The sequence below is a fragment of the Streptococcus sp. 3109 genome, assembly GCF_013276905.1.
In the GTDB taxonomy this organism is placed as follows: Bacteria; Bacillota; Bacilli; order Lactobacillales; family Streptococcaceae; genus Streptococcus.
Genome location: NZ_VMLY01000016.1, coordinates 38,321 through 52,451, shown reverse-complemented (window position 1 = coordinate 52,451; position 14,131 = coordinate 38,321). Strand labels below are relative to the sequence as shown.

The window sequence follows — 14,131 nt, the reverse complement described above, 5'->3', positions numbered from 1 at the left end:
AAACTTCTTAACATGGCGGTGACTGTGGTCACCTTCTCACTAAGTGACCAAGTAACTTTTTGGAGGAAGTGATGAAACGTTTATTTATTTTGATTTCAATGGTATTGGTATCGCTTTATATGGTGATAAATTCCGTTGATCATCGAGAAGAGATTTTATTTGGTAACTATCCCTCTGTTGACGTGATGGGTACTGGGCTAGACCAGCCAGTAGCTAGTCGCGAAGAGGTGACAGAGGCTTTGAGTAACTTTGCGGTAGAGCACAATAGTCTCATCGCTCGTCGGATTGTTGAGCCAAATGAAGCTGGAGAAACACGCTTTACCTATGCCACTTATGGTCAGGGAGAGCTTCCAGAAGGTTTGACCATTTCCTCCAAGGAGAGTGCAGAAACGAGTGATTTATTAGGGTCTTACTTGATTGTGTCAGGGAGTTTGGATGGAGTGAGCTTACAGACCGCCCTGCAAGAGCTTGGTTATAATGGTGTTGTCTCGAATAGAACAGAGGCATTTTCGATGGTCGTCCTCTTGTCTGCTACCCCAATGGGGCTACTGAGTCTAGCTATTTTTCTGCTGACTTTTATGAGTTTGACCCTGATTTATCGGATCAAGTCCCTTCGTCAGGCAGGGATTCGCTTAATCGCTGGTGAGAGCTTGTTTGGGGTGGTTCTCAGACCAGTGTTAGAAGATGTGAGACAGCTTATCTGCTCAGTGCTGGTATCCAGTCTTGTGGGATTGGGGCTTCTCTGGTATCAAGGTGCCTTGTTTATGGCAACGGTGCAACTTGTCATCATTGCTCTCCTACTTTATGGATTGACTTTGGCCGGGATTTCTACCTTACTAAGTGTCGTCTATCTACTCGGTTTACAGGAAAATAGTCTGGTGGATTTATTGAAAGGGAAACTCCCTCTCAAACGTATGATGACATTGATGATGGTGGGGCAACTCTTAGCTGTATTGGTGGTCGGATCGAGTGCGACAGCTCTCCTCCCCCACTACCGTGAAATGCAGGAGATGGAGAAGGCAAGCGATAAATGGAGCCAGTCCTCAGACCGTTACCGTCTATCCTTTGGTTGGTCTAGTGCATTTGCCGATGAAGAAGGAATGCGTAAGGATAATCGTGAGTGGCAGACATTTACTGAAGAACGGTTAGCCAATACAGACTCTTTTTATATCATGAGCAATGTTGACAATTTCTCAGATGGAGCAGAAGTGGACCTAGATGGCAATCGTCTCAGTGACTACACACCGTCAGGGAATGTTATCTATGTCTCACCGCGCTATCTGATAGAAGAAAAGATTACCGTTTCTTCAGAGTTTATGGATAAGATGCAAAACTTGTCTGAGGGAGAGTTTGGGCTGATCTTGCCTGAGAGCTTGCGAGAGCAGTCTGCCTACTATCAAAGATTATTTACAGATTACCTGCAAAGATTTTCATCTGAAAGTGTAGAGGCGACGAGTCAGAAACACTACCTTCCACAGTTAAGGCTAGCTTTTACAGAAACAGGACAGGAACGTTTCATCTATAATGATGGGTACAAGACAACACGTCAGTACCTAAAAGATCCGATTATTGTAGTTCTAACGCCGCAAGCGACTGGAACAAGACCTGTTGCAGGGATGTTGTGGGGAACTACGGCTAATAGTGCCTTGAAACTAGATCGATATGGAGACAGCATCACCGCTCTAAAAGAGCAAGGTCTGTATCACAAGGTCTCTTACTTGGTAAAAAGCCAGCTATTTTTTGCCAAGGTACTAAATGACAAACGGGTGGAGTTTTACTCTCTCCTTATTGGGACGATTTTGACCCTATCTACGGCTATCTTGTTATTTGATTCCATGAATCTTCTCTATTTTGAGCAGTTCAGACGGGAGATAATGATTAAACGTCTTTCTGGTATGACAATCTATGAGCTTCATGGCAAGTATTTACTGGCGCAAGGAGGAGTTCTCTTGTTTGGCCTAGTCCTATCTAGTATTTTGACAGGAGATGCTTTGATTAGCGCTCTAGTTGTAACTTTATTTACGCTTAACGCCCTCTTGATTTTAGTAAGGCAGGATAAAAAAGAAGAAGCTGGTAGCATGGCAGTATTGAAAGGAAAATAAGATGATTGATATTCAAGGATTGGAAAAGAAATTTAATGACCGCGCGATTTTCTCTGGTTTAAATCTCAAGCTGGAGAAGGGCAAGGTTTATGCCTTAATCGGAAAGAGTGGAAGCGGAAAGACGACGTTGCTGAATATCTTAGGCAAACTAGAAAAGATAGATGGAGGACGGGTTCTTTATCAGGGGAAAGATTTAAAAACCATTCCCACTCGTGAGTATTTTCGAGACCAGATGGGCTATCTCTTTCAAAATTTTGGCCTCTTAGAAAACCAATCAATCAAAGAGAATTTGGATTTAGGCTTTGTTGGTCAGAAAATCTCAAAAGTAGAACGTTTGGAAAGGCAAGTGGAGGCTTTAGAAAAAGTTAATCTAGGGTATTTGGATTTAGAACAAAAAATTTATACTTTATCTGGGGGAGAGGCTCAACGAGTTGCCCTTGCGAAGACTATTTTGAAAAATCCACCCTTGATTTTGGCAGATGAACCAACAGCAGCTCTTGATCCTGAAAATTCAGAGGAGGTTATGAATCTCTTGGTGGGCTTGAAAGATGAAAATCGAATGATCATCATTGCGACCCATAATCCCCTAGTCTGGAATAAGGCCGATGAAATCATTGATATGAGGGAGCTTGCTCATGTGTGAAAAAATCCGTATTCGCAGGGTGTCTGATTATCCTAGTGCCAGAGGTGGTTTAGAAGATATTCTCATCATGGAAAACATGACCAATCATCTCCTTTTGGTTCAAATCCGAGTGAATGGCTATTTGCTTGATTTTGCTAGCATTGAAGGGCAAAGGCAAAAGCATTATCGTTTGAAAAATTTACCTCAAACGGTTGAATTGACAGTGTACGATGTGGAGGAGGATGTAGATTTGACCCTACCTGAAAATCGAAGTTATCAAGAAGCTGATTTTTTGATACTCAATGAAAATNNTTTGAAGAGATTTTCGAGGAGTATGAACGTATGTTTCGAGAGAACCGCTCAGTCCCCCTTTAAAGATTTCCAAGACTATCTTTCTTCATGAGGAAAGATAGTTTTTTGGTATGATTTTCACCCCCAAAATACAAGGGGAATGTGTTACAATAGTAGTAACGGATAATAGAAAAGAGAATAGATGAGAATTGCAGATTATAGCGTGACCAAGGCAGTGCTGGAGCGTCACGGTTTTACCTTTAAAAAGTCCTTCGGGCAAAATTTCTTGACGGATACCAATATCCTTCAAAAAATCGTGGATACGGCTGAGATTGATGACCAGGTAAATGTTATCGAAATCGGGCCAGGGATTGGTGCCTTGACAGAATTTTTGGCTGAGCGTGCAGCTCAAGTCATGGCATTTGAAATTGACCACCGTTTGGTGCCTATTTTGGCAGATACCCTGCGTGATTTTGACAATGTAACAGTAGTCAACGAGGACATTCTCAAGGTCGATTTGGCGCAGCATATCCAGAATTTTAAAAATCCTGACCTGCCAATCAAGGTAGTGGCTAATTTGCCTTACTACATCACAACGCCTATTCTCATGCACTTGATTGAAAGTGGCATTCCTTTTAGTGAGTTTGTGGTCATGATGCAAAAAGAAGTGGCGGACCGTATCTCGGCTCAACCAAATACCAAGGCTTATGGTAGCTTGTCGATTGCGGTTCAGTATTACATGACTGCCAAGGTTGCCTTTATCGTGCCTCGTACGGTCTTTGTGCCAGCGCCAAACGTGGACTCAGCCATCTTGAAAATGGTGCGTCGTCCAGAACCAGCCGTAGCAGTAGAAGATGAGAACTTTTTCTTTAAGGTTTCCAAGGCTAGTTTTACCCATCGCCGCAAGACCTTGTGGAATAACTTGACAGGTTACTTTGGCAAGACTGAAGAAGTTAAGGATAAATTGACCAAGGCTTTGGATCAAGCAGGCTTGTCACCAAGTGTGCGTGGGGAAGCTCTCAGCTTGGCAGAATTTGCCAGCCTAGCAGACGCACTTAAAGGGCAAGGACTCTAAGATGCAGGGACAAATCATTAAAGCCTTGGCAGGTTTCTATTATGTGGAGAGTGATGGCCAGGTTTATCAAACACGCGCGCGTGGGAATTTCCGTAAAAAAGGCCATACCCCTTATGTTGGGGACTGGGTAGATTTCTCTGCCGAGGAAAATTCAGAAGGCTATATCCTAAAAATTCACGAACGGAAAAACAGTCTGGTCCGTCCGCCTATTGTTAATATTGATCAAGCTGTAGTAATCATGTCCGTCAAGGAACCTGATTTTAACAGTAATTTGCTGGATCGGTTCTTGGTTCTTTTGGAACACAAGGGGATTCATCCCATCGTCTATATTTCCAAAATGGACCTACTGGAAGATCGGTCAGAATTGGATTTTTACCAGCAGACCTATGGTGACATTGGCTATGACTTTGTGACCAGTAAAGAGAGACTCCTGCCTTTGTTAACAGGTAAGATTACAGTCTTTATGGGGCAGACAGGCGTTGGAAAGTCAACTCTTCTTAATAAAATCGCACCAGACCTCAATCTTGAAACAGGAGAAATTTCAGACAGTCTAGGTCGCGGGCGCCATACCACTCGAGCTGTTAGTTTTTACAACCTTAATGGGGGTAAAATCGCAGATACACCAGGTTTTTCATCTCTGGATTATGAAGTGTCAACAGCAGAAGATCTCAATCAGGCCTTTCCAGAGATTGACAGTGTCAGCCGAGACTGTAAGTTTCGTACTTGTACCCATACCCATGAGCCGTCGTGTGCGGTTAAGCCAGCTGTAGAAGAAGGAATTATTGCCACCTTCCGTTTTGACAACTACCTGCAATTCCTCAGTGAGATTGAAAATCGCAGAGAAACCTATAAAAAAGTCAGCAAAAAAATTCCAAAATAAGGAGAAACCTATGTCTCAATACAAGATTGCTCCGTCAATTCTGGCAGCAGATTATGCCAACTTTGAACGTGAAATCAAACGTCTAGAAGCAACTGGGGCAGAATATGCCCATATCGATATCATGGATAGTCATTTTGTACCGCAAATCAGTTTTGGTGCGGGTGTGGTAGAGAGTCTTCGTCCTCATAGTAAGATGGTCTTTGACTGCCACTTGATGGTGTCAAACCCTGAGCATCATTTAGAAGACTTTGCGCGCGCAGGTGCAGATATCATCAGTATCCATGTAGAAGCAACACCCCATATCCATGGCGCCCTCCAAAAAATTCGTTCTCTAGGGGTCAAACCTTCAGTTGTTATCAATCCTGGCACACCAGTTGAAGCCATCAAGCACGTCCTTCATCTAGTTGACCAAGTTTTAGTCATGACAGTTAATCCAGGCTTTGGTGGGCAAGCCTTTCTACCAGAGACCATGGATAAGGTCCGTGAGTTGGTTGCTCTTCGTGATGAAAAAGGCTTGAACTTTGAGATTGAAGTCGATGGTGGGATTGATGATCAAACTATTACCCAAGCCAAAGAAGCTGGCGCGACTGTTTTTGTAGCAGGTTCCTATGTCTTTAAGGGAGATGTCAATGAGCGAGTACAAACTCTCAGAAAACAACTGGACTAGGGTTGCCGTTTTTGCAGGAGGAGACCGCGGTCATTATCGGACGGACTTTGATAGTTTTGTCGGTGTAGATCGAGGATCGCTCTGGGTCTTGGAGGAAAATCTACCTCTTGCTCTAGCGGTTGGAGATTTTGATTCTGTGACGGAAGAAGAGCGACAGGTGATTCAAAAACGTGCCCAGCATTTTATCCAAGCCCGACCAGAAAAGGATGATACAGATCTGGAATTGGCTCTCTTAACTATTTTTGAGAAGAATTCTCAGGCTCAGGTCACTATTTTCGGTGCCTTGGGTGGTCGTATTGACCATATGCTTGCCAACGTCTTTCTACCTAGCAATCCCAAATTAGCACCCTTTATGCGCCAGATCGAAATTGAGGATGGGCAAAACTTGATTGCCTATTGTCCGGAAGGGACCAGTCAGTTACAGCCTCGTTCAGACTACAACTATCTAGCCTTTATGCCAGTTCGGGATAGCCAGCTGACCATTCTCGGTGCCAAGTATGAGTTGACAGAGGAAAATTTTTTCTTTAAAAAAGTGTACGCTTCTAACGAATATATAGATAGGGAAGTTTCGGTGACTTGCCCAGATGGCTATGTGGTCGTGCTACATAGTAAGGACAGGAGGTAGGATGGAAAGTTTACTTGTTCTATTATTGATTGCCAACCTAGCTGGACTCTTTCTGATTTGGCAGAGGCAGTATAAGCAGGAAAAACATCTCAGCAAGAGCTTGGAGGATCAGGCAGATCACTTGTCAGACCAGTTGGATTACCGTTTTGAACAAGCCAGACAAGCCAGCCAGTTGGACCAAAAAGACTTGGAAGTAGCTGTCAGCGACCGTTTGCAAGAAGTTCGAATCGAGTTGCACCAAGGCTTAACTCAAGTCCGTCAAGAAATGACAGATAATCTCTTGCAAACCAGAGACAAGACCGACCAACGTCTCCAAGCCTTGCAGGAATCAAATGAGCAACGCTTGGAACAAATGCGCCAAACAGTCGAGGAAAAACTAGAAAAGACCTTGCAGACGCGCTTGCAGGCTTCCTTTGAGACAGTTTCCAAGCAACTGGAGTCAGTCAATCGTGGCCTTGGAGAAATGCAGACAGTTGCCCGCGATGTCGGAGCCCTCAACAAGGTTCTCTCTGGAACCAAGACGCGAGGAATTCTGGGTGAATTGCAACTGGGACAAATTATTGAAGACATCATGACCCCTGCCCAGTATGAACGAGAATACGCAACGGTTGAAAACTCTAGTGAACGAGTGGAGTATGCCATCAAGTTACCCGGACAAGGCGACCAAGAGTACGTCTATCTACCAATTGACTCTAAGTTTCCACTAGCAGATTATTACCGCCTAGAAGAAGCCTATGAAGCAGGTGATAGGGACGAGATTGAACGCTGTCGCAAGTCACTCCTAGCAAGTGTCAAGCGCTTTGCCAAGGATATCAAGAGCAAGTACATAGCACCGCCTCGGACGACCAATTTTGGAGTTTTGTTTGTTCCGACAGAAGGTCTCTACTCAGAAATTGTCCGCAATCCGGTCTTCTTTGATGATTTGAGACGGGAGGAGCAGATTATTGTCGCAGGACCAAGTACCCTGTCAGCTCTGCTCAATTCCCTATCGGTTGGCTTCAAGACTCTCAATATCCAAAAGAGTGCCGACCATATCAGCAAGACTCTTGCTAGCGTTAAGACCGAGTTTGGCAATTTTGGTGGCATTCTGGTCAAGGCACAAAAACATCTCCAACATGCCTCTGGCAATATTGATGAACTATTAAACCGTCGTACCACAGCTATCGAGCGGACGCTCCGTCACATTGAGTTGTCAGAAGGTGAGCCTGCGCTTGATCTACTCCATTTCCAAGAAAATGAGGAAGAATATGAAGATTAGTCACATGAAAAAAGATGAGCTATTTGAAGGCTTTTACCTAATCAAATCAGCTGACCTGAGGCAAACTCGAGCTGGGAAAAACTACCTAGCCTTTACCTTCCAGGATGATAGTGGCGAGATTGATGGGAAGCTCTGGGATGCCCAACCTCATAACGTTGAGGCCTTTACAGCAGGTAAGGTTGTCCACATGAAAGGGCGCCGAGAAGTTTATAACAACACTCCACAGGTCAATCAAATCACTCTACGCTTGCCTCAACCCGGTGAACCCAATGACCCAGATGATTTCAAGGTCAAGTCGCCAGTTGATGTCAAGGAAATCCGAGAGTATATGATTCAGATGGTTTTCAAAATAGAAAATCCTGTTTGGCAACGAATTGTTCGAAATCTATACACCAAGTATGATAAGGAATTTTACTCCTATCCAGCTGCCAAAACCAACCACCATGCCTTTGAAACGGGTTTGGCTTATCATACGGCAACCATGGTGCGTTTGGCAGATGCTATTAGCGAAGTCTATCCTCAGCTCAATAAGAGTCTGCTCTATGCTGGGATTATGCTGCATGACTTGGCTAAGGTCATCGAGTTGACGGGACCAGAACAGACTGAGTACACGGTCAGAGGCAATCTTCTTGGGCATATCGCTCTCATTGATAGCGAAATTACCAAGACAGTGATGGAGCTCGGTATCGATGATACCAAGGAAGAAGTCGTTCTGCTCCGCCACGTCATCCTCAGTCACCACGGCTTACTTGAGTATGGAAGCCCAGTCCGTCCACGCATTATGGAAGCAGAGATTATCCATATGATTGACAATCTGGATGCCAGCATGATGATGATGTCAACAGCTCTGGCTTTGGTGGATAAAGGAGAGATGACCAATAAAATCTTCGCTATGGATAATCGTTCCTTCTATAAACCAGATTTAGATTAACAATTTAAGAAAAATGAGCATTTTTTAGGATAAGAATGTTCGTTTTTTTATGTGAATATGGTATAATAAGTAAAAGACAAAAATGAATACTCTTCGAAAATCTCTTCAAACTAGGGTAGTATCGCCTTGTCGTATGTATATATACAGGTATATTACAGGAATTGTCAGTTCTATCGACAATCTCAAAACAGTGTTTTGAACCACCAGCGACCAGCTTTCTAGTTTGCTTTTTTGATTTTTTGAATAAAAATGGAATAGGAAATAGAAATGAAATTAAGAAGAAGTGATCGGATGGTTGTCATTTCCAACTATTTGATTAATCATCCTTATAAACTAACTAGTCTCAATACTTTTGCTGAAAAGTATGAATCTGCTAAATCATCCATCTCAGAAGATATCGTGATTATCAAACGCGCCTTTGAGGAAATTGAAATTGGTCACATCCAGACAGTAACTGGTGCTGGCGGAGGTGTCATTTTCACACCATCAATCTCAAGCCATGATGCCAAGGAAATGGTTGAAGACTTGCGTGCCAAGTTGTCAGAAAGTGACCGTATCTTGCCAGGTGGCTATATCTACTTGTCAGATTTGCTTAGCACACCAGCTATCTTGAAAAATATTGGACGCATTATTGCCAAGAGCTTTATGGACCAAAAAATTGACGCGGTTATGACAGTAGCGACCAAGGGTGTGCCACTTGCAAATGCAGTTGCCAATGTCCTCAATGTTCCTTTTGTTATTGTGCGCCGTGACTTGAAAATTACCGAAGGTTCAACTGTCAGCGTCAACTATGTTTCAGGTTCAAGTGGTGACCGCATTGAGAAAATGTTCCTTTCAAAACGCAGTCTCAAGGCTGGCAGCCGTGTCTTGATTGTGGATGACTTCTTGAAAGGCGGAGGAACTGTCAACGGGATGATTAGTCTCTTGCGTGAGTTTGATTCAGAATTGGCAGGTGTAGCGGTCTTTGCGGATAATGCTCAAGAAGAACGCGAAAAGCAGTTTGACTACAAGTCACTCTTGAAGGTAACCAATATTGATGTCAAGAACCAAGCCATCGATGTTGAGGTTGGTAATATCTTTGACGAAGATAAATAAGAGATAGAACTAAAGGTTGGAACGATTGTCCCAGCCTTTCTTTGCAAATAGAATAGAAGGAAACTTATGAAAACACCATTTATCAATAAAGAAGACTTAGAAAAGATTGTTGCTGAGTTCCCGACACCTTTTCACTTGTATGATGAGAAGGGGATTCGTGAGAAGGCAAGAGCCGTCAACCAAGCATTTTCGTGGAACAAGGGCTTTAAGGAATATTTTGCAGTAAAGGCTACTCCCACCCCAGCTATTTTGAAAATTCTCCAAGAGGAAGGTTGCGGTGTGGACTGCTCTAGTTATGTGGAGCTTTTGATGAGCCATAAACTGGATTTTCCAGGTTCTGAGATCATGTTCTCTTCAAACAACACGCCAGATAAGGAATATGCCTATGCGCGTGAATTGGGTGCTACCATTAACTTGGATGCCTTTGAAGATATTGAACATCTGGAGCGTGCAGCAGGCATTCCAGAAATCATCTCTTGTCGTTACAATCCTGGAGGCGTTTTTGAACTGGGAACAGACATTATGGACAATCCTGGAGAAGCCAAGTTTGGTATGACCAAGGACCAGCTCTTTGAAGCCTTTGTCATCTTGAAGGAAAAAGGAGCTAAGACTTTTGGGATTCACTCCTTCCTAGCGTCCAATACCGTGACCCATCTCTATTATCCAGAGTTAGCGCGTCAGCTTTTTGAATTGGCTGTTGAAATCAAGGAAAAGTTGGGCATTTCGCTAGACTTTATCAATCTTTCTGGTGGTATTGGTGTCAACTATCGTCCAGACCAGAAGCCGAACGATATCGCCTTGATTGGTGAGGGGGTTCGTAAGGTGTATGAAGAGGTTCTTGCGCCAGCAGGTCTTGGTCAGGTCAAGATTTTTACCGAATTGGGTCGTTTTATGTTGGCACCTCACGGTGCCTTGGTCACAAGAGTCACTCATAAGAAGAAAACTTACCGTACCTATCTAGGTGTGGATGCATCAGCAGTCAACCTTATGCGCCCAGCTATGTACGGAGCTTATCATCACATTACTAACGTGACCCATCCAGATGGACTAGCTGAAGTGGTAGATGTGGTCGGCTCACTCTGCGAAAACAATGATAAATTTGCAGTAAATCGCGAACTGCCTCATACAGAAATCGGTGATTTGCTGGTAATTCATGATACAGGTGCTCACGGTTTTTCAATGGGCTACCAGTACAACGCCAAACTTCGTTCTGCGGAAATCCTCTATACCGAAGAAGGAAAAGCCCGTCAAATCCGCCGTGCAGAGCGCCCTGAGGACTACTTTGCAACCTTGTATGGCTTTGATTTTGAAGAATAAAATGATAATTAATTGAAAATAAAATTGAAAAACAGATTGCTTTCTAAAAAATAGGCAAAAATCTTGTTTTTCCTTCAAGTCGTGATATAATAAAACTATAAAACGTTTTCAAGGAAGGTAACGATATGTCTGAAGAAACAATTGATTATGGACAAGTGACAGGAATGGTGCATTCGACAGAAAGCTTTGGGTCAGTAGATGGGCCTGGTATTCGCTTTATTGTCTTTTTGCAGGGCTGTCACATGCGTTGCCAGTATTGCCACAACCCGGACACTTGGGCTATGGAGTCCAATAAGTCACGTGAACGGACGGTAGATGATGTCTTGACGGAAGCCTTGCGCTACCGCGGTTTCTGGGGAAATAAGGGGGGGATTACAGTCAGTGGAGGAGAAGCCCTCTTGCAGATTGATTTCTTGATTGCCCTCTTTACCAAGGCCAAGGAACAAGGAATCCACTGTACCTTGGATACCTGTGCACTGCCTTTCCGTAATAAACCACGTTACCTTGAAAAGTTTGACAAACTCATGGCTGTCACTGACTTGGTCCTCTTGGATATCAAGGAAATCAACGAAGAACAGCACAAGATTGTCACTAGCCAAACCAATAAAAATATCTTGGCTTGTGCCCAGTATCTATCAGATATTGGAAAACCTGTCTGGATTCGCCACGTGCTAGTTCCAGGATTGACAGATAGAGATGATGACTTGATTGAACTTGGGAAGTTCGTCAAGACCCTCAAAAATGTTGATAAGTTTGAAATTCTACCTTATCATACTATGGGTGAGTTTAAATGGCGTGAATTGGGAATTCCATATTCCCTCGAAGGGGTCAAACCTCCAACAGCAGACCGCGTCAAGAACGCTAAACAACTCATGGATACCGAAAGTTACCAAGACTATATGAAACGTGTACATGGATAAAAAAAAGCTTGATGGAAACATCGGGCTTTTGATACTCAATGAAAATCAAAGAGCAAACTAGGAAGCTAGCCGCAGGTTGCTCAAAGCACTGCTTTGAGGTTGTAGATAGAACTGACGAAGTTAGCTCAAAACACTGTTTTGAGGTTGTGAATAGAACTGACGAAGTCAGTAACCATACGTACGGCAAGGCGAAGCTGACGTGGTTTGAAGAGATTTTCGAAGAGTATGACTTGCAAAAAAGACTTAGCAAACAAGCTAAGCCTTTTTCTTCTTATCTCGAACGTTGTTTTCCAGCGTTGCGATTTTTGTGTTTTTTCTTGCTTGTGATAGCAGTTGGTTGTTCAGGGGTAACGTCTTTTCGTCCACTTGGTGTAGAGAAAGCACGTGCTTTTGGTGGGTTCTTGGCTAGTTCTTCACGGACTTTTTTGCGAAGTTTTGGACGAACGATATAGTTGACGATAAACTGTTGGAGAATCATCATGAAACCACCGACAACCCAGTAAAGTGTGACGCTGGCTGGTGAGAAGAGGGAGAAGACGACGATCATGAGTGGGCTCATGTAAATCATTTTCTTGATTTGTTCTCTTTGCATTTCATCTTCTACTCCGTGAAGTGAAAGGAGCGATTGAAGATAGTAAAGAATACCAGCGAAGGCAACCAAAATCATACTTGGAGAACCTAGAGGAATTCCTAGGTAGCTTGCTTGAGCAACACCTTCAGTATGTTGGGCAGCAAAGTAGATAGCAGAGAAGAAAGGCATTTGAAGGAGGATAGGGAAGCATCCTACACCGCCAAACATGCTGATGCCGTGCTCTTTTTGAGCAGCAAAGAGAGCTTGTTGGGCTTCGAGTTTTTCTTCTTGAGTAGTCGCTTCCTTGAGACGAGTTTGATGTGGCTCAAGGACGTGCTTGAGGGCGTTCATCTTTTCAGAGTGAAGCGTTGCCTTCCATGATTGGTAGATACCAAGTGGCAAGATAATCAAGCGCACGATAATGGTTACGATGATGATAGCGACACCAAAGCCTAGACCTTTATCAGTAGCGAAGTACTTGATAGCTTCTCCCATTGGGGCACCCAAGAAATCCCAAACGGGACCAATTGGCTTACCTGTTGCTTTATCAATCTGAACGCAACCTGCCAAAACTAGCAACATAGCCACTCCCATAGCTGAGAGTGCAAAACGTTTAATAGATTTCACTGTTTTTATTCCTTCTTTAAAAATTATACCTTTCTATTCTACTGTTTTTTTACAAAATATACAATAGTTCTAGAGACTTAATTTGCGATTTTAAAGTCAGGGTAAGGAGGAAAGTTACTCAGTTTGACATCTAAGTAGCTGACTTTTGAAAAAGGTGTGGGTCCTTTGCGGATTTCTTGGATAAATTTTGCCATGATAGCAGATGAGTCTGCTTGGGCTAAGATTTCCACTGTGCCATCGTCGTTATTCCATACCCGACCTGTTATGCCACCAATTTCAAGCGCCAAGCTGTAAACACCCCAACGAAAGCCGACTCCCTGCACCCTACCTTGTGCAATCATTCTAACCTTTTGCATACCAATCCCCTTTGATTGTGTTATAATATTTCTATGACTATTATAACCTCAAAAGCCAATTCTGTGGTAAAAAATGCCAAGAAATTACACCAAAAAAAATACCGCAAGTCTGCCTATTTGATTGAAGGCTGGCACTTGTTTGAAGAAGCTGTGCAAGCTGGGGTGACGATTGAGAAAATCTTTGCCCTAGAAAATTACCGAGATCAGTTAGCTGCTTTTCCGCAAACTGTCTGGGTTTCAGAGGATATTTTGCTAGATTTGGCAGATTCTCAGACTCCACAAGGAATTGTTGCGGTGGTTCAAAAAGAAGAAGTAGGACAAGCTGACTTTAGTCAGGGCAAGTTCTTGTTTTTGGAAGATGTGCAAGATCCTGGTAATGTGGGAACTATCATTCGAACTGCAGATGCAGCAGGTTTTACTGGAGTGATTGTTTCAGAAAAGTCGGCAGATATCTATAGTCTCAAGACTCTACGTTCCATGCAAGGCAGTCATTTTCATCTGCCTATTTACCGAATGTCTAGTCAAAGGCTTCTCGAGGAAGCTAAGGAAGCAACTATCCCAGTGCTGGCAACAACCCTATCTAAAGATTCTGTTGATTACAGAGAACTGCCTCCTATAGAAAATTTTGTACTAGTCATGGGAAATGAGGGTCAAGGAATTAGTCGCCTCATGGCTGAAAGTGCAGATCAATTGGTCCACATTAGTATGAAGGGGCAGGCAGAGAGTTTGAATGTTGCCGTTGCAGCCGGTATTTTAATCTTCCATTTAAGCTAATTTTAACTTTTTTTGCTATA

The 14,131-nt window shown here is 43.3% G+C and carries 14 protein-coding genes and 1 pseudogene; 13 read left to right on the top strand and 2 right to left on the bottom strand.

Features of this window, described 5'->3' with window-relative positions; translation table 11 throughout:
* The first annotated feature begins 71 nt into the window (after positions 1–71).
* The 12 genes and pseudogenes from HT698_RS08145 to pflA all read left to right on the top strand — a co-directional run bounded on the left by HT698_RS08145 (position 72) and on the right by pflA (position 11,783).
* Positions 72–2,102 carry a bacteriocin-associated integral membrane family protein gene (locus tag HT698_RS08145; RefSeq protein WP_173219862.1) on the top strand — a complete coding sequence of 677 codons (2,031 nt, stop codon included), beginning with the start codon at positions 72–74 and terminating at the stop codon, positions 2,100–2,102.
* Position 2,103: 1 nt separating this feature from the next.
* Positions 2,104–2,745 (top strand): ABC transporter ATP-binding protein, encoded by a 642-nt coding sequence (locus HT698_RS08140; protein WP_000565529.1) that lies wholly within the window; start codon positions 2,104–2,106, stop codon positions 2,743–2,745.
* Positions 2,738–3,016 (top strand): annotated as a pseudogene (locus HT698_RS08135) (hypothetical protein); the annotation flags it as partial. The gene HT698_RS08140 and the pseudogene HT698_RS08135, both read left to right, overlap by 8 nt.
* Positions 3,017–3,217: 201 nt before the next feature.
* A complete protein-coding gene (gene rsmA, locus HT698_RS08130; protein ID WP_004255823.1) occupies positions 3,218–4,090 on the top strand; it encodes a 16S rRNA (adenine(1518)-N(6)/adenine(1519)-N(6))-dimethyltransferase RsmA in 873 nt (290 codons plus the stop codon).
* 1 nt (position 4,091) lies between these two features.
* Complete coding sequence (gene rsgA, locus HT698_RS08125; RefSeq protein WP_173219338.1) at positions 4,092–4,970, top strand: ribosome small subunit-dependent GTPase A; 879 nt, start codon at positions 4,092–4,094, stop codon at positions 4,968–4,970.
* Positions 4,971–4,980: 10 nt separating this feature from the next.
* Complete coding sequence (rpe, locus tag HT698_RS08120; RefSeq protein ID WP_173219341.1) at positions 4,981–5,637, top strand: ribulose-phosphate 3-epimerase; 657 nt, start codon at positions 4,981–4,983, stop codon at positions 5,635–5,637.
* On the top strand, positions 5,600–6,262 hold the full coding sequence (locus tag HT698_RS08115) for a thiamine diphosphokinase (RefSeq protein ID WP_173219344.1): 663 nt from the start codon (positions 5,600–5,602) through the stop codon (positions 6,260–6,262). Before rpe ends, HT698_RS08115 begins: the two co-directional genes overlap by 38 nt.
* A gap of 1 nt (position 6,263) precedes the next feature.
* A complete protein-coding gene (locus tag HT698_RS08110) occupies positions 6,264–7,520 on the top strand; it encodes a DNA recombination protein RmuC (protein ID WP_173219347.1) in 1,257 nt (418 codons plus the stop codon).
* Complete coding sequence (locus tag HT698_RS08105; protein WP_173219351.1) at positions 7,510–8,451, top strand: 3'-5' exoribonuclease YhaM family protein; 942 nt, start codon at positions 7,510–7,512, stop codon at positions 8,449–8,451. The genes HT698_RS08110 and HT698_RS08105 overlap by 11 nt, the downstream gene beginning before the upstream one ends.
* Positions 8,452–8,718: 267 nt before the next feature.
* Entirely contained in the window at positions 8,719–9,546 is an 828-nt protein-coding gene (gene purR, locus HT698_RS08100; protein ID WP_001825276.1) for a pur operon repressor, read from the top strand.
* A 66-nt stretch (positions 9,547–9,612) separates the two neighbouring features.
* Positions 9,613–10,863: a diaminopimelate decarboxylase gene (locus HT698_RS08095; RefSeq protein ID WP_173219355.1), complete on the top strand. Its 1,251-nt coding sequence runs from the start codon at positions 9,613–9,615 to the stop codon at positions 10,861–10,863.
* 125 nt (positions 10,864–10,988) lie between these two features.
* Positions 10,989–11,783 carry a pyruvate formate-lyase-activating protein gene (gene pflA, locus HT698_RS08090; RefSeq protein WP_001288289.1) on the top strand — a complete coding sequence of 265 codons (795 nt, stop codon included), beginning with the start codon at positions 10,989–10,991 and terminating at the stop codon, positions 11,781–11,783.
* 271 nt (positions 11,784–12,054) lie between these two features.
* On the opposite strand, the gene yidC is transcribed toward pflA, so the two are convergent.
* Complete coding sequence (gene yidC, locus HT698_RS08085; protein WP_173219358.1) at positions 12,055–12,981, bottom strand: membrane protein insertase YidC; 927 nt, start codon at positions 12,979–12,981, stop codon at positions 12,055–12,057.
* Positions 12,982–13,058: 77 nt separating this feature from the next.
* Positions 13,059–13,337 carry an acylphosphatase gene (locus tag HT698_RS08080; RefSeq protein WP_001174612.1) on the bottom strand — a complete coding sequence of 93 codons (279 nt, stop codon included), beginning with the start codon at positions 13,335–13,337 and terminating at the stop codon, positions 13,059–13,061.
* A 33-nt stretch (positions 13,338–13,370) separates the two neighbouring features.
* Here HT698_RS08080 and HT698_RS08075 point away from each other — a divergent pair, with 33 nt between their 5' ends.
* Positions 13,371–14,111: an RNA methyltransferase gene (locus tag HT698_RS08075; RefSeq protein ID WP_173219361.1), complete on the top strand. Its 741-nt coding sequence runs from the start codon at positions 13,371–13,373 to the stop codon at positions 14,109–14,111.
* The last annotated feature ends 20 nt before the right edge of the window (positions 14,112–14,131 follow it).